The organism is Amycolatopsis pittospori (assembly GCF_013870525.1).
Classification (GTDB): Bacteria; Actinomycetota; Actinomycetes; order Mycobacteriales; family Pseudonocardiaceae; genus Amycolatopsis; species Amycolatopsis pittospori.
In genome coordinates, this window is the sequence record NZ_JACBXD010000017.1 from 1 (window position 1) to 25,448 (window position 25,448).

General features: G+C 69.2%; 24 protein-coding genes. 10 read left to right on the forward strand and 14 right to left on the reverse strand.

What is annotated here, in order from left to right; translation table 11 throughout:
* Both H5J31_RS12230 and H5J31_RS12235 read left to right on the forward strand, forming a co-directional pair.
* Positions 1–869, forward strand: an 869-nt coding sequence (locus tag H5J31_RS12230) for a YbfB/YjiJ family MFS transporter (protein ID WP_181772645.1), incomplete at its 5' end; no start/stop codon positions are given.
* A gap of 13 nt (positions 870–882) precedes the next feature.
* Complete coding sequence (locus H5J31_RS12235) at positions 883–2,847, forward strand: ABC1 kinase family protein (RefSeq protein WP_181772646.1); 1,965 nt, start codon at positions 883–885, stop codon at positions 2,845–2,847.
* Here H5J31_RS12235 and lepB read toward each other — a convergent pair.
* The 9 genes from lepB to H5J31_RS12280 form a co-directional block, all read right to left on the reverse strand.
* The gene (lepB, locus tag H5J31_RS12240; protein ID WP_181772647.1) at positions 2,771–3,505 is read right to left on the reverse strand and encodes a signal peptidase I; all 735 of its coding nucleotides are present in this window, start codon (positions 3,503–3,505) and stop codon (positions 2,771–2,773) included. The genes H5J31_RS12235 and lepB overlap by 77 nt on opposite strands.
* A 120-nt stretch (positions 3,506–3,625) precedes the next feature.
* Positions 3,626–3,952, reverse strand: coding sequence for a YnfA family protein (locus tag H5J31_RS12245; protein ID WP_181772648.1), 327 nt, complete (start codon positions 3,950–3,952; stop codon positions 3,626–3,628).
* Between the two features lie 142 nt (positions 3,953–4,094).
* On the reverse strand, positions 4,095–4,502 hold the full coding sequence (locus tag H5J31_RS12250; protein ID WP_181772649.1) for a metal-sulfur cluster assembly factor: 408 nt from the start codon (positions 4,500–4,502) through the stop codon (positions 4,095–4,097).
* The gene (gene sufU, locus H5J31_RS12255; protein ID WP_181772650.1) at positions 4,499–4,948 is read right to left on the reverse strand and encodes a Fe-S cluster assembly sulfur transfer protein SufU; all 450 of its coding nucleotides are present in this window, start codon (positions 4,946–4,948) and stop codon (positions 4,499–4,501) included. Before sufU ends, H5J31_RS12250 begins: the two co-directional genes overlap by 4 nt.
* Positions 4,948–6,234 (reverse strand): cysteine desulfurase, encoded by a 1,287-nt coding sequence (locus H5J31_RS12260; RefSeq protein ID WP_181772651.1) that lies wholly within the window; start codon positions 6,232–6,234, stop codon positions 4,948–4,950. Before H5J31_RS12260 ends, sufU begins: the two co-directional genes overlap by 1 nt.
* A 40-nt stretch (positions 6,235–6,274) precedes the next feature.
* The gene (sufC, locus tag H5J31_RS12265; RefSeq protein WP_005152224.1) at positions 6,275–7,045 is read right to left on the reverse strand and encodes a Fe-S cluster assembly ATPase SufC; all 771 of its coding nucleotides are present in this window, start codon (positions 7,043–7,045) and stop codon (positions 6,275–6,277) included.
* Between the two features lie 36 nt (positions 7,046–7,081).
* The gene (gene sufD, locus H5J31_RS12270; protein ID WP_181772652.1) at positions 7,082–8,254 is read right to left on the reverse strand and encodes a Fe-S cluster assembly protein SufD; all 1,173 of its coding nucleotides are present in this window, start codon (positions 8,252–8,254) and stop codon (positions 7,082–7,084) included.
* A 2-nt stretch (positions 8,255–8,256) separates the two neighbouring features.
* Complete coding sequence (gene sufB / locus H5J31_RS12275) at positions 8,257–9,705, reverse strand: Fe-S cluster assembly protein SufB (protein WP_181772653.1); 1,449 nt, start codon at positions 9,703–9,705, stop codon at positions 8,257–8,259.
* Positions 9,702–10,502: a helix-turn-helix transcriptional regulator gene (locus tag H5J31_RS12280; RefSeq protein ID WP_407925043.1), complete on the reverse strand. Its 801-nt coding sequence runs from the start codon at positions 10,500–10,502 to the stop codon at positions 9,702–9,704. Before H5J31_RS12280 ends, sufB begins: the two co-directional genes overlap by 4 nt.
* Positions 10,503–10,712: 210 nt before the next feature.
* Between H5J31_RS12280 and mptB the strand changes: the two genes are divergently transcribed.
* From mptB to H5J31_RS12305, 5 genes are all read left to right on the forward strand, one after another.
* A complete protein-coding gene (gene mptB / locus H5J31_RS12285) occupies positions 10,713–12,299 on the forward strand; it encodes a polyprenol phosphomannose-dependent alpha 1,6 mannosyltransferase MptB (protein ID WP_181772738.1) in 1,587 nt (528 codons plus the stop codon).
* Positions 12,300–12,318: 19 nt separating this feature from the next.
* The gene (locus tag H5J31_RS12290) at positions 12,319–13,245 is read left to right on the forward strand and encodes an ABC transporter ATP-binding protein (RefSeq protein WP_181772654.1); all 927 of its coding nucleotides are present in this window, start codon (positions 12,319–12,321) and stop codon (positions 13,243–13,245) included.
* The gene (locus H5J31_RS12295) at positions 13,242–14,051 is read left to right on the forward strand and encodes an ABC transporter permease (RefSeq protein ID WP_181772655.1); all 810 of its coding nucleotides are present in this window, start codon (positions 13,242–13,244) and stop codon (positions 14,049–14,051) included. The genes H5J31_RS12290 and H5J31_RS12295 overlap by 4 nt, the downstream gene beginning before the upstream one ends.
* A 64-nt stretch (positions 14,052–14,115) precedes the next feature.
* Positions 14,116–15,084, forward strand: a complete 969-nt coding sequence (locus tag H5J31_RS12300; protein WP_181772656.1) for a COX15/CtaA family protein — start codon at positions 14,116–14,118, stop codon at positions 15,082–15,084.
* 114 nt (positions 15,085–15,198) lie between these two features.
* Complete coding sequence (locus tag H5J31_RS12305) at positions 15,199–16,146, forward strand: acyl-CoA desaturase (protein WP_181772657.1); 948 nt, start codon at positions 15,199–15,201, stop codon at positions 16,144–16,146.
* A 70-nt stretch (positions 16,147–16,216) separates the two neighbouring features.
* Here H5J31_RS12305 and H5J31_RS12310 read toward each other — a convergent pair whose 3' ends face one another.
* Together H5J31_RS12310 and H5J31_RS12315 are read right to left on the reverse strand one after the other, a co-directional pair.
* Positions 16,217–17,083: an ATP-grasp domain-containing protein gene (locus H5J31_RS12310; RefSeq protein ID WP_181772658.1), complete on the reverse strand. Its 867-nt coding sequence runs from the start codon at positions 17,081–17,083 to the stop codon at positions 16,217–16,219.
* On the reverse strand, positions 17,080–17,388 hold the full coding sequence (locus tag H5J31_RS12315; protein WP_034311792.1) for a hypothetical protein: 309 nt from the start codon (positions 17,386–17,388) through the stop codon (positions 17,080–17,082). The genes H5J31_RS12310 and H5J31_RS12315 overlap by 4 nt, the downstream gene beginning before the upstream one ends.
* 95 nt (positions 17,389–17,483) lie before the next feature.
* Here H5J31_RS12315 and H5J31_RS12320 point away from each other — a divergent pair, with 95 nt between their 5' ends.
* Together H5J31_RS12320 and H5J31_RS12325 are read left to right on the forward strand one after the other, a co-directional pair.
* The gene (locus tag H5J31_RS12320; RefSeq protein WP_181772659.1) at positions 17,484–18,455 is read left to right on the forward strand and encodes a quinone oxidoreductase family protein; all 972 of its coding nucleotides are present in this window, start codon (positions 17,484–17,486) and stop codon (positions 18,453–18,455) included.
* Positions 18,452–18,988: a GNAT family N-acetyltransferase gene (locus H5J31_RS12325; protein ID WP_181772660.1), complete on the forward strand. Its 537-nt coding sequence runs from the start codon at positions 18,452–18,454 to the stop codon at positions 18,986–18,988. The genes H5J31_RS12320 and H5J31_RS12325 overlap by 4 nt, the downstream gene beginning before the upstream one ends.
* Positions 18,989–19,056: 68 nt before the next feature.
* Here the strand turns inward: H5J31_RS12325 and H5J31_RS12330 are convergent, their stop codons facing one another.
* From H5J31_RS12330 to H5J31_RS12340, 3 genes are all read right to left on the reverse strand, one after another.
* A complete protein-coding gene (locus tag H5J31_RS12330; protein ID WP_181772661.1) occupies positions 19,057–19,629 on the reverse strand; it encodes an FKBP-type peptidyl-prolyl cis-trans isomerase in 573 nt (190 codons plus the stop codon).
* 10 nt (positions 19,630–19,639) lie between these two features.
* Positions 19,640–21,895 (reverse strand): HelD family protein, encoded by a 2,256-nt coding sequence (locus tag H5J31_RS12335; RefSeq protein WP_407925044.1) that lies wholly within the window; start codon positions 21,893–21,895, stop codon positions 19,640–19,642.
* 171 nt (positions 21,896–22,066) lie between these two features.
* Entirely contained in the window at positions 22,067–23,047 is a 981-nt protein-coding gene (locus tag H5J31_RS12340; RefSeq protein ID WP_181772663.1) for a heme o synthase, read from the reverse strand.
* 298 nt (positions 23,048–23,345) lie between these two features.
* On the opposite strand from H5J31_RS12340, the gene tkt reads away from it, so the two are divergent.
* Positions 23,346–25,448: a transketolase gene (tkt, locus tag H5J31_RS12345; RefSeq protein ID WP_181772664.1), complete on the forward strand. Its 2,103-nt coding sequence runs from the start codon at positions 23,346–23,348 to the stop codon at positions 25,446–25,448.

Below are 25,448 nucleotides of genomic sequence, written 5' to 3' on the forward strand. Positions count from 1 at the left end.
CCCCCTCGCTCGCGGACGCGGTCTCGCGCGTCGTCCGGGTGACCCGCCGCGATCGCGCCCAAGCCGTGGTCAACGCCGGAACCGGGCTGGGTGTCCTGGTCTCCGGCCCGGTCTCGCTGCTCGCCATCGGCGACTGGCGGCTGGCGTGGTGGGCCTTCGCGGCGGCGTCCGCCCTGGTGACACTGTGGATCGCCCGCGTCGTGCCGCCGGTCCGGGAGCAGGCGAAGACCGGACTGCCGTCACCGCTGTTCCCGCCCTCCACCAGACGGCTGCTGCCCGCCGCCGCGATGCTCGGCATGGCCAGTGCCGCGATCTGGACCTTCGGCCGGGACATCGCCGTGAGCATCGGCGGCCACGGCGAGACCGCGTCGACCGTCGTGTGGATCGTCCTCGGCGTGGTCGGCCTGGCGGGCGCGTTCACCGCCGAACTGACGTCGCGGACGGGGCTCCGCCGGACCTGGTCGGCCGGGATGATCCTGTTCGCCGTCGCGACGGCGCTGTTCGCGGTCGCCACCCGATCGCTGCCCGCGCTGATCGTCGCGGCGGCGCTCTTCGGAGCCGTCTACATCGGACTGACCGGCGTGCTGATCCTCTGGGGCACCAGGGCATATCCGGCCTCCCCCGCGTTCGGTGTCGGCGTGGCCTTCCTGATGCTGGCACTCGGCCAGGCCGCCGGGGCGCCGCTCATCGGGTTCCTCGGCGACATCGCCGATCTCCGCGTCGGTTTCCTCGCCGCCGCCGTGATGGCGATCGCCGGCGTCCTGTTCGCGCCCCGGGAGGCGACCACGACCTACAACTTCGGGGTCCGCTCCCTCTCAAGGGTGAGTTCCGTCCCGCCGGAGCGGGAATCCCGGGCGGGCCGCGCGTGATGTCCTTCTCGGCATGAACCTGCTGCTCGGCCTGCTCACCCTGCCCGTCTACGCGCTCATGCTGTGGCCGCTCGTGGTCGCCGCCCGCCGCGTGCTGGGTGTGCGGATCGGCGTGGTCCGCGCGTTCTGCGCGGCCGGCTTCGGCTGGCTCGTCGCGGGCGGCATCGTCAGCGCGTTCCCGAGGGAGATGATGACCAACGGGGCGTTCGCCGGGCTGATCATCCCGGTGGCGGGCGGCGCCTTCCTGGCGACGCTGATCTTCCTGTTCGTCGCGGAGTTCGTCCTCCCGGCGGGTTCCGGGCTCGGGCTGATCGGCCGGATCCGCTCCCTGCGCCGTCGCGCGGCCCGGACCCGGCGGTACTCGCAGATCACCCGGATCGCGATCAAACACGGCCTCGGCCGTTACCTCACCGGCCGTCGCGAACCCGGCCTCGCCCAGGTCCGGCACGCCAAACTGGCGCGTTCGCTGCGACGCGCGCTGGAGGAGGGCGGCGTGACGTTCGTGAAGCTCGGCCAGCTGCTCTCGACGCGGTCCGATCTGCTCCCGCCGGTGTTCATCGACGAACTCGGCAAACTCCAGGACCAGGTCGCCTTCGCCGACGCCGACGAGGTCGCGACGGTGCTGCGGGAAGAGCTGGGCGGGGACCCGGACGAGATCTTCGCCGAGTTCGACCCGGAACCGATCGCCGCCGCGTCCATCGCGCAGGTCTACCGCGCGAAGCTGCGAGACGGACAGGACGTGGTCGTCAAGGTGCAGCGGCCCGGCGTGCAGACACTGGTCGAGCGGGACCTCGACATCGTCCGCCGGGTGGCCGCCGCCTTGGACCTGCGCGCGGACTGGGCCCGCTCGCTCGGCGTCATCGACCTCGCCGAAGGATTCGCCGACGCGCTGATCGAGGAACTCGATTTCCGCACGGAGGCAAGGAACATCGAGGCCGTCAGCGCCGCCTACCCGCACGCCGACGTCGCCCTGCCGACCGTCCACAAAGCACTGTCCACCGAACGTGTCCTGGTAATGCGCCGCCTCGACGGCAAACCGCTCGCCGCCGCCCGGGAGCAGGTCCCGGTCGCCGAGCGGGCCAAACTCGCGCGGTCGATGCTGCGCTGCGTGCTCGGCCAGGTGATGGGCAGCGGCGTCTTCCACGCCGACCCGCATCCCGGCAACGTCCTGCTGCTCACCGACGGCAGGCTGGGCCTGCTCGACTTCGGTTCCGTCGGACGGCTGGACTCGGGACTGCGCGGCGGGCTGCAGAACCTGATCCTCGCCCTCGACCGCGGCGACCCCGCGGCGTTGCGCGACGGCCTGCTGGAGATCGTCGACCGGCCGGACGAGATCGAGGAGCAACGGCTGGAGCGCGCGCTGGGTGCGTTGGTGGCCAAGCACTTCAACCACGGACAGGCACCGGATCTGGACATGTTCACCGACCTGTTCCGGGTGATCGCCGACTTCCGGCTCAGCGTGCCCCCGCCGATCGCCGCGGTGTTCCGCGCACTGGCCACTTTGGAGGGAACGCTGGCCGCGCTGGCGCCGGGATTCAACATCGTCGTCGAATCCCGCGCCTACGCCGCCGAACAGGTGGGCGCCGGCTTGCGGCCGGAGTCGCTGCGCTCCACCGCGACCAACGAACTGATGGCCCTCCTGCCGGTGCTGCGCCGGCTGCCCCGCCGTATCGACCGGATCGGCAACGCGCTGGAGCAGGGCAGGCTTTCGGTCAACGTCCGGCTGTTCTCCGACGAACGCGACCGCGACGTGGTCACCGGCCTGGTGCACGAACTGCTGCTGGCCTTCGTCGGCGCGGCGACCGGGTTGATGGCCGTCCTGCTGCTGGGCGGCGCGACCGGCCCGGAGGTGCTGCCGGGGGTCACGCTGCACCAGATGTTCGGCTACAACCTGCTGGTGGTCAGTGCGCTGGTGGGGTTGCGGCTGCTCTTCGTCGTTTTCCGGCGGACCGGGCAACGATCACGATCGAACCGATGAAGCCGATCAGGAAGAGCCCGGCCCCGGCGACGACGAGATTGCGGTAGTCGACGAAACCGGTGTCGCTCAGCGGCTCGCCCGGGAGGCCCGCGTCGACGAACGCCGTGGTCCGCGGAACCGGCTCGGCGGCCAGGACGTGCCCGATCCCGACTACGATTCCATAGACCTTGGAGAGTTCGATGGCGCCGTTTCCGGGCTCATCGGCGTAGATCCGCGAATCGCGGGAATTCGTCCGGTCGTCTCCGGCGACGAAGATCGCCCCCGGTGGCACGGTCACCGCCTTGAAGCGAATGAAGTCTTCGAGACCACTGTCCGGCTTCCGGGCGACGTACGGCTCTTTGACCGGCTTCCCGTTGACGGTGATCGCATGGTGCTCGTCGTTCTCACAACAGGACACCACGTCACCCGCCACCGCGATGACCCGTTTGAGCATCAGCCCGCGTTCACCGCCGCTGTCCGGCAACGCGGAAAGGTCGAACACGACCAGATCACCACGGCTGACGCCCGACTCCCCGGCCGAACGATAGACCAGCCTCGTCTCGCCGGGGATCGTCGGCCCCATGGAGGAGTCGTCGCCGACGATCACCATTTGATAGCCGAAGAGCCGGAACAGGCCGAAGCCGGTACCGCCGACGCCCAGGAGCGCGACGAGGATCATCACGAGCAGGAGAGGAGAGAATCTTCGCTTCGGCCCGGGCCTCTCGACGGGCGGAGCGGGGAAGTCCGTTTCGGTCACAGCGCACATTAACGCCGCGCTCCGACATTTTCCGGCGAACACTCAAGTTCGGGGCGCGTACATGATGACGCCGACCCCGGCCAGGCAGATCAGCGCGCCGACGACGTCGTAGCGGTCCGGCCGGTAGCCGTCGGCGATCATGCCCCAGGCCAGGGATCCCGCGACGAACACTCCCCCGTACGCGGCGAGGATACGGCCGAAGTTCGCGTCGGGCTGCAACGTCGCGACGAAACCGTAAAGGCCCAGTGCCACGACACCCGTACCGATCCAGAGGTAGCCGCGATGTTCCCGCACGCCCTGCCAGATCAGCCAGGCGCCGCCGATCTCCAGCAGCGCGGCGAGCGCGAACAGCGCCATCGAGCGGATCATGCGGTTACCCAATCAAACACCCGGGCGGCCTTGAGGTGCCAAAAGTCCGTGAAGGCCTCCTTGAGGGACCCTGGGTCCCTCAAGGAGGCCTTCACGGACAGCGGCGATCCAGCCCAGAGCGTTCCAGGCGCAAAAGAGAAGGTCAGACGGTGAAGCCCAGGGCGCGCAGCTGTTCGCGGCCGTCCTCGGTGATCTTCTCCGGACCCCACGGCGGCATCCAGACCCAGTTGATCCGGAAGTCCTTGACCAGACCCGTTCCCCCGCCGACGAGCGCGGCACCGGTCTGGTCCTCGATGACGTCGGTCAGCGGGCAGGCCGCGGACGTCAGGGTCATGTCGATGGTGGCGGTGTTGTCCGGCTCGACATGGATGCCGTAGACCAGGCCGAGGTCGACGACGTTGATGCCGAGTTCGGGGTCGACGACGTCGCGCATCGCCTCTTCGACGTCCTCGACCTTCGCCACGTCGGCGCTGTCCGGGGCGGCGGCGGTCTCGGCGTCGAGGTCGGCGGCCGTGCGCCCCTCGCGGGTTTCGGTCTGCTGTTCGGTCATGCCGTCTCAACTCCGTTGGTCGTGCGGGCGACGGCGTCCTTGAACGCCATCCATCCGAGCAAGGCGCATTTCACGCGGGCCGGGTACTTGGCGACGCCGGCGAAGGCGATGCCGTCCTCCAGCACTTCCTCGTCCGGTTCGATCTGTCCCTTGCCCTGCATCAGCTCGACGAAGGCGTCCATGGTGGTGAACGCCTCCTCCACGGTGTGCCCGACGACGAGATCCGTCAAGACCGACGTGGAAGCCTGGCTGATCGAGCAGCCCTGGCCCTCGTAGGAGACGTCGGCGACCTTCCCGTCGGCGACCTTCACCCGCAGCGTCACCTCGTCGCCGCAGGTCGGGTTGACCTGGAACGACTCGCCGTCGAACGGCTCGCGCAGACCGCGGCCGTGCGGGTTCTTGTAGTGGTCCAGGATGATCTCCTGGTACATGCTCTCCAGGTTCATCAGGCCACCCCGAAGAACTTCTGCGCCTCGCGCACACCCTGCACCAGGGCGTCCACTTCGGACAGTGTGTTGTAGACGTAGAACGACGCGCGCACGGTCGCGGGGACCGAGCAGGCCCGGTGCAGCGGCCAAGCGCAGTGATGCCCGACGCGGACGGCGATGCCGAGGCTGTCCAGCACCTGGCCCGAGTCGTGCGGATGCACGCCGTCGATGACGAACGACACCAGCCCGCCGCGGTCGGCCATGTCGGTGGGGCCGATGATCCGGACGCCCGGGATCTCCCCGAGGCCGGCCAGCGCCGCCTCGGTGAGGAGGTGTTCGTGCGCCGCGACGCGGTCCATGCCGATCGCCGACAGATAGTCCGCGGCCGCGCCGAGGCCGACGGCCTGCGACGTCATCGGCGTGCCCGCCTCGAACCGCTGAGGCGGCGGGGCGAAGGTGGTCTGCTCCATGCGGACCAGCTCGATCATCGAGCCACCGGTCAGGAACGGCGGGATCGTTTCGAGCAGCTCACGACGGCCGTAAAGGACGCCGATGCCGTACGGGCCGACCATCTTGTGCCCGGCGAAAGCGGCGAAGTCGACGTCCAGCGCGTGGAGATCGACCGGGAAGTGCGGCACCGACTGGCAGGCGTCCAGCACGACCAGCGCGCCGACCTTGCGGGCCTTCTTCACCAGGAATTCGACCGGGTTGATCGTGCCGAGCACGTTCGACTGGTGCGTGAACGCGAGTACCTTGGTCCGCTCGGTGATCAGCTCGTCCACATTGGACAGGTCGAGACGACCGTCGGCGGTGACGGAGAACCACTTCAGCGTCGCGCCGGTGCGCTGGCAGAGTTGCTGCCACGGCACCAGGTTCGCGTGGTGCTCCATCTCGGTGATGACGATCTCGTCGCCCGGGCCGAGCCGGAACCGCTCGGCCTCGGGACCGGCCGTGGCGGCGTTGCTCATCGCGTAGGCGACGAGGTTGATGCCCTCGGTGGCGTTCTTGGTGAACACCAGCTCGTGCGGGGAGGCGCCGACGAACTCCGCGATCCGCACGCGGGCGGATTCGTAGGCGTCGGTCGCCTCCTCGGCGAGCTGGTGCGCGCCGCGGTGCACCGCGGCGTTCGAGGTCTCGAGGAACCGGCGCTCGGCGTCGAGCACCTGCACCGGTTTCTGCGACGTCGCACCGGAATCCAGATACACCAAGGGTTTCCCGTCCCGAACGGTCCGGGACAGGATGGGGAAGTCGGCCCTGATGGCCGCCACATCTAGCGGTACAGAGTTAGCCGTGGTGGTGGTCATCGGGCCAACTCCTCTCGGTGTAGTCGCGAAATTCCCAGGATCAGACAGCGGCCGTCTCGGCGGAGCCGGTGTACTTGACGTACCCGTTCTCCTCCAGCTCGTCCGCGAGCTCACGGCCGCCGGACTCGACGATCTTGCCGCCGGCGAAGACGTGCACGAAGTCGGGCGTGATGTGCCGCAGGATCCGCGTGTAGTGCGTGATCAGCATGACGCCCGCGTCGTTGTTCGCCTTGAACTCGTTGACGCCCTCGGAGACGACACGCAGCGCGTCGACGTCGAGGCCCGAGTCGGTCTCGTCGAGGATGGCGATCTTCGGCTTGAGCAGCGCCAGCTGCAGGATCTCGTGGCGCTTCTTCTCGCCGCCGGAGAAGCCCTCATTCACCGAACGCTCGGCGAACTCGGACGAGATGTCCAGCTTGCCCATCTCCTCCTTGACCTCCTTGACCCAGTGACGAAGCTTGGGAGCCTCGCCACGGACCGAGGTGACCGCGGTGCGGAGGAAGTTGGACATGGACACGCCCGGAACCTCGACCGGGTACTGCATGGCGAGGAACAGGCCCGCGCGGGCGCGCTCGTCGACGCTCATCTCGAGCACGTCCTCACCGTCGAGCAGGACCTGCCCGGAGGTGACTTCGTACTTGGGGTGACCGGCGATGGCGTAGGACAGCGTGGACTTGCCCGAGCCGTTGGGGCCCATGATCGCGTGGGTCTCGCCCGACTTGATGGTCAGGTTGACGCCCTTGAGGATCTCCTTGGGGCCTTCCTCGGTCGTGACCGAGGCGTGCAGATCCTTGATTTCCAGCGTAGGCATTTCTTTCCTAAAAGTCTCTTGTGGACGGACGGGGGCTCAGACGCCCACAGCTTCGAGTTCGGCTTCGATCGCGGCTTCGAGGCGCTCGCGCACCTCGGGGACACCGATCTTGACCAGGATCTCGTGGAAGAACCCGCGCACGACCAGCCGCCGCGCGGCGTCCTCGCCGATTCCGCGCGACTGAAGGTAGAACAACTGCTCGTCGTCGAACCTTCCCGTCGCACTCGCGTGTCCGGCGCCTTCGATCTCGCCGGTCTCGATCTCCAGGTTCGGGATCGAGTCCGCCCGCGCGCCCGGCGTCAGCACCAGGTTGCGGTTGAGCTCGTAGGTGTCGGTCGCCTCGGCGGCCGCCCGGATCAGCACGTCGCCGACCCACACGGTGTGCGCGCCGTCGCCCTGCAGAGCGCCCTTGTACATCACGCGGGACTTGCAGTTCGGCACCGCGTGGTCGACGAAGAGACGGTGTTCCTGGTGCTGTCCTTCGTCCGCGAAGTACAGGCCGAGCATCTCGACGTCGCCGCCCTTGTCGGCGAAGGTCGCCGTCGGCGAGACGCGGACGAGGTCACCGCCCAGGGTGATGACGATGTGCTTGAGCGTGGCGTCGCGGCCGAGCTTGAGGTGCTGCTCGGACACGTGCACCGCGTCGTCGGCCCAGTCCTGGACGCTGACCACGGTCACGTTCGCCGAATCGCCGATGACGAACTCGACGTTGTCCGCGTACGTGCCGGAGCCGACGTGGTCGAGGACGATGACGGCCTCGGAGAACTGCTCGGCGCGCACCTGCAGGTGCCCGTAGGCGACCTTGCCCTCGCCGGGGCCGGTGATCTTGATCGTCGACGGCTTCGACGCCTTGGTCTCCTTGGGCACCGTGATGACGGTGGCCTCGGTGAACGAGGAGTACGCCTGCGCGGCGATCCGATCGCTCGGGACACCCGCGACGCCGAGGCGCTCGTCGTCCCGGCCTGCCTGCTCGATCTTCAGTTCGGGCGCGGCGTCGTGGTCCACGGTGGCCGAACCCGAAGCGGTGGCGGACCCGTCGTGCAGTCCGCGCAGCCGCTTCATCGGGGTGAAGCGCCAGTTCTCCTCACGACCGCCGGGGACCTCGAAGGCCTCGACGTCGTGAGAGGTGAAGCGCTCCGCGCGGGACGTGGCCGGGATGACCACGCCCTCGCGCATCGCTTCGGAAACGTTGTTCTCGGTAACCGACATGACTAGCCGACGGACCCTTCCATCTGAAGCTCGATCAGGCGGTTCAGCTCGAGCGCGTACTCCATCGGCAGCTCACGCGCGATGGGCTCGACGAACCCGCGCACGATCATCGCCATGGCCTCGGCCTCGTCGAGACCGCGCGACATGAGGTAGAACATCTGGTCTTCGCTGACCTTCGAGACGGTCGCCTCGTGGCCCATCGACACCTCGTCGTTGCGGATGTCCACGTACGGGTACGTGTCCGACCGCGAGATCGTGTCGACCAGCAGCGCGTCACAGACCACGCTGGAACGCGAGTGGTGCGCCCGCTTCGCGATCTTGATCAGGCCGCGGTAGGAGGTGCGGCCACCGCCGCGCGCCACCGACTTCGACACGATGGTCGAGGAGGTGTGCGGCGCCAGGTGCTCCATCTTCGCGCCGGCGTCCTGGTGCTGGCCTTCGCCCGCGAACGCGACCGAAAGGACCTCGCCCTTGGCGTGCTCGCCCATCAGGAAGACGGACGGGTACTTCATCGTGACCTTGGAACCGATGTTGCCGTCGATCCACTCCATGGTCGCGCCCTCTTCGCACTTGGCGCGCTTGGTGACCAGGTTGTAGACGTTGTTCGACCAGTTCTGGATGGTCGTGTAACGGCAGCGGGCGCCCTTCTTCACGATGATCTCCACGACCGCCGAGTGCAGCGAGTCGGACTGGTAGATCGGCGCGGTGCAGCCCTCGACGTAGTGCACATAGGCGTCTTCGTCGACGATGATCAGGGTCCGCTCGAACTGACCCATGTTCTCGGTGTTGATGCGGAAGTAGGCCTGCAGCGGGATGTCCACCTTGACGCCCTTGGGGACGTAGATGAACGAGCCGCCGGACCACACCGCGGTGTTCAGCGCGGAGAACTTGTTGTCCCCGGCCGGGATCACGGAGCCGAAGTACTCCTTGAAGAGCTCCGGGTGCTCCTTGAGCGCGGTGTCGGTGTCCAGGAACAGGACGCCCTGCGCCTCCAGATCCTCGCGGATCGAGTGGTAGACGACCTCGGACTCGTACTGCGCGGCCACACCGGCGACGAGGCGCTGCTTCTCCGCCTCGGGGATGCCGAGCCGGTCGTACGTGTTCTTGATGTCCTCGGGCAGGTCTTCCCAGGAGGTGGCCTGCTTCTCACTGGACCGCACGAAGTACTTGATGTTGTCGAAGTCGATCCCGGAGAGGTCCGCACCCCAGTTGGGCATGGGCTTCAGGTCGAAGAGCTTGAGAGCCTTCAGTCGTGCTTCGCGCATCCACTCCGGCTCGGACTTCTTCGAGGAGATGTCGGTGACGACGTCCTCGTTCAGTCCGCGACGGGCGCTGGCGCCCGCCTCGTCGGAGTCCGCCCAGCCGAACGCGTACTTGCCAAGGGACTCGATGGTCTCTTCCTGGCTCATGGGCGCGGTGGTGGGAGTGCGCTGCTCGGCAGCGGCAGTCATGCGGGTTTCCCTCCATTCGGGATCCGTGCTGTGCGCCCTGGAGAGGGCGCCGTGCTTCCCGGCCGGGGTGTGGCCGGGTGACCCGCCGAAGCGACGGGTACGTGTGTGGTGCACGCGTTGTCACCGCGCGCGATGGTCGCCAGCCGCTGCACGTGAGTACCCAGAAGTTCCGCGAAAGCCTCTGTCTCGGCTTCACACAACTGGGGGAACTCGGCGGCGACGTGGGCGACCGGGCAATGGTGCTGGCAGAGCTGTTCGCCGGCACCGACCTGACGGGTCGACGCAGCGTAACCCTCCCTGGTCAGCGCCGCAGCGAGGGCCTCGGCGCGAGCGGTGGGGTCCGTGTGCTTGGTGATGGCGTCCTGATGCGGGCCGACCAGCGAAGCGACACGAGCCTCGGCGAAGGCCTTCACGGCGTCTTCCCCGGCGTGTTCGGAGAGGAACCGGATGGCCGAGGACGCGAGGTCGTCGTAGGCGTGCCCGAACCGGGCGCGACCGGCCTCGGTGAGGAGGAAGTTCTTGGCGGGACGACCGCGTCCGCGCGGCCCGCGGCGGGGCGCGTCGCGGGTCTCGGCCTCGCCGTCGGCCAGCAGCGCGTCCAGATGACGGCGGACGGCGGCGGCGCTGATCCCCAGCTGCTCGGCGACCACGACGGCCGTCATCGGCCCCTGTTCCAGCAGCAAGCGGGCCACTTCGTGCCTGGTCCGCCCCTCGGGGCCGACCTGCACGGGGACAGGCTGGACCTCGGCACGGGGCATGTCGCCACCGGCCTCGTCCTGCGTCCCCGTCTTTTTCACAACACAAGTGTGACGTATTTCCGGGGAGACGGCAAAGAGGGGTGCCTCACGGAGTGGCGTGGGTCACGTCGGCGGCCGATCGCACGGGGGTAACCACGTACCCGCTCGGTCTGTTCCCGCGATCGCTACCCTTCGTGCGTGGCAGTGGGCGAACACCCGGCACGGCGGGACACGGACGGGGCGGTACCGGAAGACCCGGCCGCGGGATCGGTGGCGACGCTGTCCCCGGTGCGCCCGCACGAACCCGAACCGCTCGACGACAAGGAACTGCGCGCGCTGAACGTCGTCCGCCGGTTCGGCGCGGTCGGCTCGCTCTTCCTGGCGCTCGGCTCGCTCGGCGCGGGTGCCGCGCCGGTGATCAACCCGGTGCAGAACATCCCGGTCCTGCGGCTGTTCACCCGGATCCCCACCGTCTCGCTCGCGATGGGCCTCGCCGGGATGGCGATCATCGTGCTCAGCTGGCTGCTGCTCGGCCGGTTCGCCCAGCCCGCGCGCCGCCGCCTCGCTACCCAGGGCCAGCTCGCCCGCACGATCGCGCTGTGGTGCGCGCCGCTGCTGTTCATCCCGCCGCTGTTCTCCCGCGACGTCTACAGCTATCTCGCGCAGAGCGAGATCGTCGCCCGCGGGATGGACCCGTACTCACTCGGCCCGGCCGAGGCGCTCGGCGTCTCCGACCCGCTGACCTCGGGCGTCTCCAACATGTGGCGCGAGACCCCGGCGCCGTACGGCCCGCTCCTGCTGCGCCTCGGCGGCTGGCTCGCGCCGCTGAGCAGCGGCAACATCGTCACCGGAGTGCTGCTGCAGCGCGGGCTCGCGCTGATCGGCGTCATCCTGATCATCTGGGCGCTGCCCCGGCTCGCCCGCCGGTTCGGTGTCCAGCCCGCGACCGCGCTGTGGCTCGGCGCGGCGAATCCGCTGCTGATCTTCCACTTCGTCGCGGGCGCCCACAACGACGCGCTGGCCATCGGGCTCATGGTGGCCGGACTGGAGATCGGCATCCGGCGCCTGCCGGTGCGGATCAAGGGCGACAGTCCCCCGCCGCTGGCGAAGGGCGAATTGCTGTTCATCGGACTCGGGGTGGCCCTCATCACCCTCGGCGTCGCGGTGAAACTGAACGCGATCCTGGCGCTGCCGTTCTTCACGGTGATGGTGGCCAGACGCTGGCACGGCCGGATCAAGGACCTGATCACCGCGGCGGTGCCGATGGCGCTGCTGTTCGGTGTCGTGCTGGTGGCGGTCTGTTACGGCACCGGCCTCGGCTTCGGCTGGGTCGGCGCGCTCGGGACGCCGGGGCTGGTCCGCTCGTGGATCTCGCCGACGTCGGAACTGGCCGCGCTCGGCGGTGTCCTCGGCATCGCGCTCGGCCTCGGCAACCACACCAACGCGCTGGTGCCGATCCTCGGCTCGCTCGGCTACCTCGTGGCGGGCGCGGTGACGGTCAAGTTCCTCTGGGACAGCTTCAACTGGCGCTACCGGCCGATGATCGGCCTCGGCGTCTCGCTCGGCGCGGTGATGGTCCTGCACGTCGCGCTGCAGCCCTGGTACCTGCTGTGGGCGATCATCCCGCTCGCCGCGTCCGCCGGGACCTCACGCTTCCGTATCGCCGCGACCATCGTCACCGCGGTGCTGCCGTTCCTGCTGCCCACGACGGGCAGCACCTTCGACGGCCGGGGTTACGTCCTGCCGTTCGCGTGGGTCGCCGCCGGGGCCGTCACGCTCCTGGGGCTGTTCATCGTCCACCGCGTCTCGCCGCTGCTGCTGTCCAGACCGTCCCCGGAGCATTCGGTCCCCGCGTGAGGCCGTATCGTGACCTGTCGTGAACACCCCCGCCGTCGAGATCACCGGGCTGGTGAAACGCTACGGATCCACCACCGCGGTCGATGGACTCGACCTGCGGATGGAACGTGGCACGCTGCTCGCTCTGCTCGGCCCGAACGGGGCCGGCAAGACCACCACCGTCGAGATCTGCGAAGGTTTCCTGCGGCCTGACGGCGGCGAAGTGCGAGTGCTGGGCATGGACCCGTCGAAGGACGGACCGGCGCTGCGGCCGCGGATCGGCGTGATGCCGCAAGGCGGCGGCGCGTATCCCGGCGTCCGCGCCGACGAGATGCTCGGCCTGGTCGCCGCGTGCGCCGCGAACCCGCTCGATCCCGCGTGGCTGCTGGACATCCTCGGACTCGCGGCGGCACGCAAGACGCCGTTCAAGCGGCTCTCCGGCGGGCAGCAGCAACGGCTCTCGCTCGCCTGCGCGCTCGTCGGACGTCCGGAACTGCTCTTCCTCGACGAGCCGACCGCGGGGATGGACCCGCAGGCCCGGCGGCTGGTGTGGGATCTGCTCGGCGCCCTGCGCGCCGACGGCGTCAGCGTCCTGCTCACCACGCATCTGATGGAGGAGGCCGAAACGCTGGCCGACACCGTGGTGATCGTGGACCACGGCAAGGTCGTCGTCGAAGGGTCTCCGCAGTCTCTGACCGTCGAGGCCGGTGAGGCCGCGCAGCTGCGCTTCAAGGCGCGTACGCGGCTCGACACCGGCCTGCTGACCGCGGCCCTGCCCGAGGGACACCTCGTGCACGAGTCCGCGCCGGGGACGTACCTCGTCGAAGGCGCGATCGACCCGCAGGTGGTGTCGACGGTGACGGCGTGGTGCGCGCAGCAGGGCGTCATGCCCGAGGAACTGCAGGTCGGCAGGCGCACGCTGGAAGAGGTCTTCCTGGAGCTGACCGGACGGGAACTGCGCGCATGACGACTCTGCCCACGCCGCCTGCGCCGCGGTTCGCCGCGGGCACGTTCACTCCGGCCCCCGGTCGCGGTTCGCTCGGCAAGATGCTGCGCACGCACGCGAAGGTCGAGGCGAGCCTGACCCTGCGCCACGGTGAGCAGATCCTGCTGACCCTGCTCATCCCGCTCGCGCTGCTGATCGGCCTGTCGCTGCTGGACATCCTGCCGTCGTCGCAGCTCGGTTCGGCGTCCAAAGTGGACTGGATCACGCCGAGGATCCTGGCGCTCGCGGTGATGTCGTCCGCGTTCACCGGACAGGCCATCGCACTCGGCTTCGACCGCCGTTATGGCGTCCTCAAACGACTTTCCGCCACCGCGCTGCCCCGCTGGCTCCTCGTCGCCGGCCGGGTCGCCGCCGCGCTCGTGGTGGTCGCGCTGCAGGCCGTCATCCTCGGTGTGGTGGCCGCGCTGCTCGGCTGGTCGCCGTCGCTCGGCGGAATCCTCGGCGCGATCCCGTTCCTGGTCATCGGCACGTTCGCGTTCGGCGCGCTGGGGCTGCTGCTCGGCGGGGCGCTGCGCGCGGAAGCCGTGCTGGCGCTGGCGAACATCGTCTGGTTCGTACTGTTGCTCGCGGGCGGCATCCTGCTGGCGCCGTCGACCATGCCGTCGGGGGTGGCGGCGATCGTCGAGCTACTGCCCTCCGGCGCGCTCGCCGAAGGGCTGCGCTCGGTACTGCTGGACGGCTCGTTCGGCTGGAAACCGTTCGCCGTCCTCGTCGGCTGGGGCGTCGTCGCCGGCGCCTTGGCGAGCAAGACCACGAAGCTCACCTGAGGTCGGCGACACAGCGGGAGCGGCCGGTGGAACGCTCTCAGGAACGGCGTTCTAGCATCGGGCGGTGCCGTTCCAGAGCCTTGTAGCGCGTCTGCCGTATCCCTCGTTCGCGGTCCAGCGAGCGGTCGCGATGGCGGCGGTGATCGCCCAGGCCGGAATCGGCGTCACCGGCTCGGTCGTCCGGGTCACCGGATCGGGCCTCGGCTGCCCGACCTGGCCGCAGTGCGTCGAAGGCAGCATCGTCCCGGTGGCACACCCCGAATTCGACGCGCTCACCCAGTGGATCGAGTTCAGCAACCGGATGCTGACCGGCGTCGTCATCGCCGTCGCCGCGCTGTGCGTGATCACCGCGTGGCGCGTGCAGATCGAGCACCCGAACCGTCGTCGTCTGGTGAAGCTGGCCTGGACGATGCCCGCAGGCGTGATGCTGCAGGCCGTCGTCGGCGGGATCACCGTGCTCGCGAAGCTCGAATGGTGGACGGTCGCGCTGCACTTCCTCGCCTCCACTCCCCTGGTGTGGCTCGCGGTCCTGCTGCTGCGCGCGTTCAAGGAAGGCGACGAGCCCGCCCGCTGGCTGATCCCGGACGCGGGCCGCAAGACGCTGATCGTGCTCGCCGTCGCGATGTGGGCCGTCCTCGTCGCGGGCACCACGGTCACCGGTGCGGGCCCGCACGGCGGCGACCCCGGCACCCACCGGCTCCAGGCACCCATCGAGACGCTCACCCAGGTCCACGGCGGCCTGCTGGTGGCCTACCTGATCGTGCTGGCCGTGTTCGGGCTCCAGCTGATGCGCGGCAGCACGCCGAAGCAGTTGTGGCGGCGCTACACCATCGTGTGGGTCATCGCGCTCGCCCAGGGCGTCCTGGGCTCCGTGCAGTACGCGCTGGGCGTGCCGGAGGCGCTGGTCTCGTTCCACGTCCTCGGCTCCGCGGCGGTGATCATCGCGACCGCCGCACTGTGGTGTGGCTCACGCGATCGCGGTCCGGTCACTTCGGCGACCGCGCCGGACCGCGAACTGGCCACCTCGAACTGACCCTCCGGCAAACCGGACGTAACCCCCGGGCGGGGTGCTCGCCAGACGCTGCCCTTACGCTGCGTCCGGTGCCCCACACGGGGGTCACCACCGAGTCGAGGCACGAGGTGTCGCATGACCGCCAGCACGGAGCCGGACGCACCGGCCAGTCAATCCAAGCCCCTGATCTCCCACCGCAGAGGGTCCGGGGAGATGCTGATACTCAAGACCTTCCTGCTGGTCCCGTTCGTCGCACTGCTCGCCGCCGTCCCGATCGTGTGGGGCTGGGGCATGACCTGGGTCGATCTCGTGCTGGCGGCCGTGTTCTACACCATCGGGACGCTCGGCGTGACCGTCGGCTACCACCGCTACTTCACGCACGGCGCCTTCAAGGCCGGCCGTCCGCTGCGGATCGCGCTCGCCATCGCGGGGAGTTTCGCGGTGCAGGGCTCGGTCATCTTCTGGGTCGCCAGCCACCGTCGTCACCATGCCTTCGCCGACCGCGAAGGCGACCCGCACTCCCCCTGGCTGTTCGGGACCTCGCCCGGCGCGCTGCTGCGCGGATTCTGGCACGCGCATATGGGCTGGATGTTCAGCCGTGAGGTGACCAACTACGAGCGGTTCGCCCCGGATCTGGTGGCCGACAAGGATCTTCGCGTGGTGAACCGCTACTTCTGGCTGTGGATCACGCTCAGCCTGGCGCTGCCCGCCGTACTCGGCGGGCTCATCAGCTGGTCGTGGTGGGGCGCGGTGACCGGGTTCTTCTGGGCCGGGCTGGTCCGGATCGCGTTCCTGCACCATGTCACCTGGTCGGTGAACTCGATCTGCCACATGGTCGGCGAGCGCCCGTTCGCGAGCCGCGACAAGGCGGCGAACTTCTGGCCGCTGGCGATCCTGTCCATGGGCGAGTCCTGGCACAACTCCCACCACGCCGACCCGACCTGCGCGCGCCACGGCGTCCTGCGCGGTCAGCTCGACGTCTCGGCGCGGGTGATCTGGCTGTTCGAGAAGTTCGGCTGGGCGCGGGACGTGCGGTGGCCGAAGCCCGAACGGTTGGCCGCGAAGCTCGTGAAACCCGCCTGACCCCGGCGCACTTAGTCCTCTGGATGCGGTAGTTGCACACGCATCTACCGCATCCAGAGAACGAAACGCGTCAGGCGAGTTGCTGGCGGACAGCGGAGGCGAAGCGCCAGGCCGCGGACGCGTCGGTCTGGCGGAAACCGAGCGAAGGCTCGACCAGCTCCAGTTCCAGCAGCGACGGCCTGCCGTCCGGCCCGGTGACGAGGTCGACGCGGGCGTAGAGCAGTTCCGCGCGCAGGATTCCCAGCAGCGCCGCGGTCGCGTCCAAAGTGTCTTCGGCCAGTGCGCGGAACGCCGCGGACGGCTGCACGGGCGCGAGCTTTTCCGTGACGTACAAACCGGATTCGTCGAGTTCCCGGCCGAGCATCGCGGCCTTCGAGAACGCGTGCGAGTACACGCCGCCGAAGAACACCAGCGCGAGCTCGCCTTCACTGTCCACACTGGACTGATACGGCTGGAGCAGCACGGTGTTCCCGTCGGCCTGCAGTCCGGCGAGATGGGAAGCGGCTTCGTCTCCGGCCTCGAACCGTCCGGCACCCCGGGAACCCGCACCGACGGCGGGCTTCAGCACGAATTCGCCCTTGGGCCAGCGCGGGGCCTTCTCGTCCGGCGCGATCAGGGTCGTCGGCACGACCGAGACACCCGCGTCGCCGAGTTCGGCCAGGTAGGACTTGTCGGTGTTCCACCGCACGACTTCGGCCGAATTGGACAGTGCGGGCACGGATTCGGCCCAGGACAGGAACTCGTCGCGGCGCTCGGCGTAGTCCCAGGTGGCGCGCAGGATGACGATGTCGGCGGCGCCGAAGTCGACGGTCGTGTCGTCCCAGGCGGCCCAGCGGCTCTTGAAACCGAGGTCGGCCAGCGCTTCGGGGACGGCGTGCTCGTCGCCGTCGCTCTCCGGCAGCGCGGCGCAGGCGACGAGGATCGCGGAACCGCTCACTTCCCGGCCATCCGGCGGCGGTGCTCGGCGCCGATCTTGGTGGCCTTCACGGTCTCGCTGTCCCATTCGGCGGGTTCGAGGTCCTCGACGGCCTCGACCAGCGCCTCGCCCGCCTCCACGGAGGTGACGACGACGTCGCCGAGCGCGCCGTCGGCGCCCACGAGCACGACCCGGGCACCGACCCGGCCGATGTTCTCCACCACCGCGCGCGACGGCTTGCCGTGCCGCTTGACGAAGTCGCGGGCGGCCGCGACCTGGCGCGACGTGGGAGCGGCGGTCTCGGTCTTCTCTTCGGTCTCAGCCACGGGCCGAGCTTAACCGCGAAAGGCCCGGGACGCGGAATAACCGTGGCGTCGGCCATAGTTGTGCCGGTCGGAACGACCTTGAACGAGGAGGATGTATGCCCACCGCAGTCCAGATCCGGCGCACCGGCGGTCCCGAAGTCCTTGAGCTGTCCGAAGTCGAGGTCGGTGAGCCCGGCGCCGGGGAACTGCTGGTGGACGTCGCCGCTGCGGGCGTCAACTACATCGACACCTATCACCGCGAGGGGATCTACCCGGTCGACACCCCGTTCATCCTGGGTATGGAGGGCGCCGGGACCGTGGCCGCGGTCGGCGACGACGTGACCGGTTTCGCCGTCGGCGACAGGGTCGCCTGGCAGGGGTCGCTCGGCAGCTACGCCCAGCGCCGGCTGCTCCCCGCCACGATCGCGGTGAAGATCCCGGACGGCGTGACCGAGGAGACCGCCGCCGCGACGATGCTCCAGGGCGTCACCGCGCACGCGCTGATCGCCTCGACCTACGAGGTCAAGGCGGGCGACGACGTCCTCATCCACGCCGCCGCCGGCGGGATGGGCCTGCTGCTGGTCCAGCTCGCCAAGGCCCGCGGCGCCCGGGTGATCGGCACCGTCTCCACCGACGAGAAGGCGGCACTCGCCAAGGAGGCGGGCGCGGACGACGTCATCCGCTACGACCAGGTCGACTTCGCCGAGGCCGCGCGTGATCTCACCGATGGCAAGGGTGTCGCGGTGGTCTACGACGGCGTCGGCAAGTCCACTGTGGACGGCAGCCTGGCGAGCCTGAAGATCCGCGGTCTGCTCGCGCTCTACGGCGCGGCCAGCGGCCCGGTGCCGCCGATCGACCCGCAACTGCTCAACCGCAGCGGCTCGGTCTACCTCACCCGGCCGACCTCCGCGCATTACGTGCTCACCCGCGAGGAACTGGAGTGGCGGGTGAACGAACTGTTCACCGCCGTCGGGGACGGCTCGCTGAACATCCGGATCGGTGGCCGCTACCCGCTGGCCGACGCCCGCCAGGCGCACGAGGACCTGCAGGGGCGTCGGACCACCGGCAAGCTCCTCCTGATCCCGTGACCGTGGTCTGGCCGGAGCAGGTCCGGCTCACCGGGGATGGTCTCGTGCTGCGCGACTGGGTCGAGGACGACGTCCCGTTCATGCCCGGCCTGTTCGACAACCCGGCCGTCGCGCGCTTCACGCCGTTGCCGTCCCCGTTCGACGAGGTGGCGGCGAAGGGGCACTACGAGAAGGGCCTCCTACGCCGCTCGGAAGGCTCGGGCCGGCGGCTCGCCATCACGATCGACGGCGGCGAACCGCTCGGCGAAGTAGTGGTGTTCCTGCATGAAGACGGCTTCGTCGAGCTCGGCTACGCGGTCGGCCCGGCCCACCGCGGACAGGACCTCGCGGCGCGGTCTCTCCGGGTGCTCACCGCGTACGCGCTGGAGCTCGGACTCGAGCCGCTCCGGCTGAAGATCGACACGCAGAACGCGGCGAGCGAGGCCGTCGCGCGCCGCGTCGGTTACTCCCCGGCCGACGTGCCGCTGGAGACCAAGGTCGAGAAGGGTATCGAGATCACCCTGCGCACCTGGGAGTACTCCGGGACCTCCTGAAAGTCCGTGAAGGCCTCCTTGAGGGACCCTGGGTCCCTCAAGGAGGCCTTCACGGACTTCGGGGCGAATCAGTTCGTGGGGGCCGGCACCGAAACCGCGTCGGTGACGAAGACCAGGGTCTCGTTCGGCGCGATGCCGCGACCGCCCTCGCCGTAACCGAGGTCCGGCGGGATGATCAGCAGCCGCCGCGCGCCCTGCTTGATCCCGTCGAGGCCGGTGTCCCAGCCCTGGATGACCATGCCGGCGCCGAGCGTGAGGTCGAACGGCTCGCCGCGGTCGAAGGAGCTGTCCAGCTTCTGCTTGTTGGACCAGGTGACCAGCGTGTAGTTCATCTTCAGCTGGGCGCCGGATTTGGCGCCCTCACCGGTGCCGGGCTCGAGGTCCTTGGTGATGAGCTTCTTCGGCGGGTCGCAGTCGTCCGGGATGGTGATGGTCGGCGCCTCGCCGAACTTCCCGGTGGTCTTGACGTCGTCGGCCGTGCACTCCTTGCCCTTCGGGGCGGCCGGGGCCGACGACGAAGCCGAGGCGGGAGCCGCTCCGGAGGTCTGCTGGCCGGAACCGGCGGTGTTCTGCTTATCGCCACAGGCCGCCAGGGCGAGGACGCCCGCGCCGATGACCACGATCTTGCCGAATGTGCGCATGCGGCCGACCTTAGCCAAGACCCTCCAGCGCCGGAACAAGGTCACCGGTCTGCACTACGCCCATCCGACGGGTCGCCCTGGTCAGGGCCACATAAAGGTCGTTGAGCCCGCGCGGGGACTCGGCGACGACCTCGTCCGGCGCGATCAGCACGACCGAGTCGAACTCGAGCCCCTTCGCCCGCTCCACCGGCATCACGGACACCCGGTCCCCTGCCTCGCCGAGGGTCGCCGAGAGCGGACCGACCAGCGGAGCCGGGCACAGGACGGCGACCGTCCCACCGTCCACAGCGGACAGTTCGGCGTCGACGAGACCGGGGAGCTCCGTGGCGAGCGCCGCCGGTTCCACGGAACGCAGCCACGGCGAGAAACCCGTCTCGCGCACCGAAATCGGCGCTTCCAGCTCCGGGTTGACGTCGGCGAGCACCCGGGACGCGACGGCCATGATCTCCGCCGGGGTCCGGTAGTTCACGGTCAGCTCTTCGAGCTTCCAACGGTCGGCGACGTACGGCGAAAGGACCTCACCCCACGACCGCGCGCCACCGGCCGAGCCGGTCTGGGCGACGTCGCCGACGAGCGTCATCGACCGGTTCGGCGACCGGCGCATCAGCAGCCGCCAGTCCATCGCGGTCAGCTCCTGCGCCTCGTCGACGATCACGTGCCCGAAGGTCCAGGTCCGGTCCTGGGCCGCGCGCTGCGCCGCCGTCATCTCGCTGCGGCGCTGCTGGCGTTCGGCGAACAGCTCGGCGTCGAGGACGTCGCCCACCCGCAGCAGCTCCTCGTCGACGATCTCCTCGTCCTGTTCGAGGATGTCGAGCACGCCTTCCGCGTACGCGCGGTCCTCCCGCTCGCGGCGGGCCCGCTCGGCACGCTCGTCGGTGTCGTCCTCGCCCAGCAGCTCGGCGAGTTCGTCGAGCAGCGGGACGTCGGCCGGGCTCCACTCCGCGTCCGTCGGACTGAAGAGATGCTCACGATCGGTGTCCGACAAGGCTTTCCCGGACGCGCTGCGCAACCGTTCGCGGTCGGCGAACAGCTCGTCCAGCACGATTTCGGGGGTGAGCGTGGGCCACAGGGAGTCGAGCGCGGCGGCCACGTTCCTGTCGGCGGCGACCTCGGCGCGGATGTCCTGGATGTCGCGCGCGTCGAGCAGGTCCTCCCCCAGTTTGCGGGCGGCCTGGCGGGTCAGCGCGTCGAGAAGGTCGGAGAGGAAGATCCGCCGGGCGAGGTTGTGCGGACGGCGTGATCGGCGGGCCCGCGTCCTCGCTTCGGTGCAGGTCTTGCGGTCGAGCATGAGGATCTCGCGTTCGAACTCGATCTCCATCACCGGTTCGGGGACGCGCTGCCGGTCGCGGACGGCGTTGGCGAGCACGTCGGCCATGGCCAGGCGGCCCTTGACCTCGGCGGCCTCGCGGGTGACCGGCCCGGTGGCGTCGAGGCCCGGGTACAGCTGCCCGATCGTGGCCAGCAGCACACCGGTCTCGCCCAGCGACGGCAGGACCTGCCCGATGTAGCGGAGGAACGTGCTGTTCGGCCCGACCACCAGCACGCCGCGCGTGGTGAGCTGCTGGCGGTGCGTGTAGAGCAGGTACGCCGCGCGGTGCAGCGCGACCGCGGTCTTACCGGTGCCCGGCCCGCCCTGGACCACGAGGACGCCGTTCGGCGACGCACGGATGATGCGGTCCTGCTCCGCCTGGATGGTGGCGACGATGTCGCTCATCTCACCGGTGCGGCGGCGTTCGAGCGCGGCCAGCAGTGCGGCCTCCCCGGCCAGCCCCAGGTCCTGGCCCTGGTCGGCGGCGGAGAGGTCGAGGATCTCGTCGTCGACGCCGACGACCTTCCGGCTCAGGGACCGGATGTGCCGCCGTCGGCGGACACCGTCGGGTGAGGCGGCGGTGGCGAGGTAGAAGGGCCGCGCGACCGGCGCACGCCAGTCGACGAGCAGCGGGCGGTAGTCGTCGTCCTCGTCGAACAGCCCGAGCCGTCCGATGTAGGTGGTCTCCTCGGCGTGGCCGGGGAGGAAGTCGAGGCGGCCGAAGCAGAGGCCCTGTTCGACGGAGCTCAGCTGGGACAGCCTGTCGGTGTACAGCGTCGTGGCGACGTCGCGTTCGGTGCGTGCCTGCGGGGTGCCGCCGGTCTGGCGCAGCGTCTGGTCGAGCCGGCGCTGTGCGTCGACGCGTTCGGCGTCGAGCTTGCGGTAAACGGTGGTGACGTACTCCTGCTCGAACGCGACGTCCTGTTCGGTCGCGTCGAGTTCCCGGTCCGGGGACACGGACAAAAGCAGCCTGCTTTCGGAGGTGGGACAAAGGGGCCGAACGGATTACAACGGCGCCCACCATCATCTCATTCCCGCACGGCACGCTTCTCGTCTCGCGTTTAGTCCTCTGGTTGCGGTACTTGCACGTGCAAGTACCGCAACCAGAGGACTAAACGCGAGACGTTCTTAGAAGGGCAGGCCGATGACCGGCAGGCCGATCGCGGAGTCGACCGCGAGGGCGACGAACACGATCATCAGGTACGTGTTCGACCGGTGGAACAGCGACATCGGCTTGGTCTCCTCGCCGCGCCGCACCGCCGCGTTCAGGCTGTGCGCGTAGAAGAGGAACCAGCCGCCCGCCAGGAGCGCGAACGTGGTGTAGATCCAGCTCGTCACCGGGACCAGCAGCAGCGTCCAGGCGACCATCACCCACGAGTAGATGACGATCTGCCGCGCCACGTGCTGCGGGGTGGCGACCACCGGCAGCATCGGCACGCCGGCGCGCTCGTAGTCGTCGCGGTACTTCATGCCCAGCGCCCAGGTGTGCGGCGGGGTCCAGAAGAAGATGACGCCGAACATCACGAACGCGGGCCATTCGACGGTGCCGGTGACGGCGGCCCAGCCGATGACGACCGGCATACAGCCCGCCGCGCCGCCCCAGACCACGTTCTGTGACGTACGCCGCTTCAACACCAACGTGTAGACGAAGATGTAGAACAGGATCGTCGCGATCGCGAGAATCGCCGAGAGCAGATTCACCGTGAAATAGAGCACGACGAACGACAGGACGCCGAGCGACAGGCCGAAGATCAGGGCGCCGCGCCGGGGAACCGATTCCTTCACCAGCGGGCGGCGCTTCGTGCGGTTCATCACCTTGTCGATGTCCGCGTCGATGACGCAGTTCAAGGCGTTCGCGCTGCCGGCGGCCATGGTGCCGCCCACGAGGGTCGCGAGAACCAGCCAAGGCGACGGGATTTCCCTGCCTGCCAGGAACATCGCGGGAATCGTGGTGACGAGGAGGAGCTCGATCACCCTGGGCTTCGCGAGGGCGGCGTACGCGCCGACGACCTGGCGGATTGTTCGCCGGCCACCGTGCGGTCGTTCACCGGTCGGATGTACGGCGCTGGTGCTGTCACTGCGTCCGTGCGCAGCGTTCACCAACGACATTTCACTCCCTGCGTCAGTTTTCGGGGCGGGCCCACCAGGCTTCCGGGTGATGTGGCGGCCCCGGATCCCTGCGATCTGAACCCTTCCTCGATGTTAGACGTGCTGTTTCCAGAGGGTGATCGCGGGTCCTCGACCGGCCGAACCATTAGGCTGGCCGCGGTAGGTCGCGGCGTACCTCTGCGAACGGCCCGGAGCAGGAATATCGTCCCTTCCGGATCGATTGAGATTAGTAGCGGTACACGTGGGTTACCCACGAGGGAAGAGAAGCCACAACCTGATGACGGGGAGTTCGAGTTCAGTGTCCGAAACCGCCTCTACCAGCGAGAAGAACCCACTCCTCCGGCGCAACGTGCCCGCCGACTGGACCGACCTCGACACGCGGGCCGTCGACACCGTTCGGGTGCTCGCCGCGGACGCGGTCGAGAACTGCGGCAGCGGTCACCCCGGCACCGCGATGAGCCTCGCGCCGCTCGCCTACACGCTGTTCCAGCGGACGCTGCGCCACGACCCGGCGGACCCCGAGTGGCCCGCCCGTGACCGCTTCATCCTCTCCGCGGGGCACTCGAGTCTCACCCTCTACATCCAGCTGTACCTCGCCGGGTTCGGCCTGGAGCTGGAAGACCTGAAGCAGCTTCGCAAATGGGACTCGAAGACCCCGGGTCACCCGGAGTACCGCCACACCAAGGGCGTCGAGACCACCACCGGCCCGCTCGGCCAGGGTCTCGCCAACGGCGTCGGCATGGCGATGGCGGCCCGCCGCGAGCGCGGCCTGCTGGACCCGGAGCCCGCCGTCGGCGAGAGCATCTTCGATCACTACGTCTACGTGGTCGCCTCCGACGGTGACATCGAAGAGGGCGTCACCGCCGAGGCTTCGTCGATCGCCGGCCGCCAGGAGCTCGGCAACCTGATCGTCTTCTGGGACGACAACGAGATCTCGATCGAGGACGACACCAAGATCGCGCTGTCCGAGGACGTCGTGAAGCGCTACGAGGCCTACGGGTGGCACACCCAGGTCGTCGAGGGTGGCGAGGACGTCGTCGCGATCGAAGAGGCCATCAAGGCCGCGAAGGCCGAGACCGAGCGCCCGTCGTTCATCGCGCTGAAGACCGTCATCGGGTACCCGGCGCCGAAGAAGATGGGCACGGGCAAGGCCCACGGTGCCGCGCTGGGCGCCGAAGAGGTCGCCGCGGTGAAGGAGATCCTCGGCTTCGACCCGGAGCAGAACTTCCAGGTCGACGACGAGGTCATCGCGCACACCCGCCAGGCCGTCGACCGCGGCAAGACCGCGCGCGCCGAATGGCAGGAGAAGTTCGAGGCGTGGGGCGCCGCCAACCCGGAGCGCAAGAAGATCGCGGACCGGATGTCCACCCGCACGCTGCCCGAGGGCTTCGCCGACAACCTCCCGAAGTGGGAGCCGGACGCCAAGGGCATCGCGACCCGCAAGGCCTCCGGTGAGGTGCTCAACGCGCTCGCCGAGCCGCTTCCCGAGCTGTGGGGCGGTTCCGCGGACCTCGCGGAGAGCAACAACACCACCATGAAGGGGGCCGACTCGTTCGGCCCGGAGAAGGCTTCCACCGACATGTGGAAGACCAGCCCGTACGGCCGGACGCTGCACTTCGGTATCCGCGAGCACGCGATGGGCTCGATCCTCAACGGCATCGCGCTGCACGGCGGCACCCGCCCCTACGGCGCGACGTTCCTGATCTTCTCCGACTACATGCGCCCGCCCGTGCGACTGGCCGCGCTGATGAAGGCGCCGGTCACCTACGTGTGGACGCACGACTCGATCGGCCTGGGCGAGGACGGCCCGACGCACCAGCCGATCGAGCAGCTCTCCTCGCTGCGCGCGATCCCCGGCCTCAACGTCGTCCGCCCGGCGGACGCCAACGAGACCGCGTACGCGTGGAAGGCCGTCCTGGAGGACGTCCACCACCCGTCGGGCCTCGCGCTGACCCGGCAGAACGTGCCGGTCCTGGAGGGCACCAGCGCCGAAGGCGTCAAGCGGGGCGGCTACGTCCTCGCCGAGGCGTCCGACGGCAAGCCCCAGGTCGTGCTGATCGCGACCGGCTCCGAGGTGCAGCTGGCCGTCGAGGCCCGCAAGACCCTCGAAGCCGACGGCATCACGGCGAGCGTCGTCTCGATGCCGTGTGTCGAGTGGTTCGACGCGCAGGACCAGTCCTACAAGGACTCGGTCATCCCGCCGTCGGTCAAGGCACGCGTCTCCGTCGAAGCCGGTATCGCCCTTTCGTGGCACCGCTTCACCGGTGACGCCGGGGAGAACGTCTCGATCGAGCACTTCGGTGCCTCGGCCGACGCCGGCACTCTGTTCCGCGAGTTCGGTTTCACCGCGGAAGCCGTCGTCGACGCCGCCCGTCGCTCGATCGCCAACACCAAGAACTGA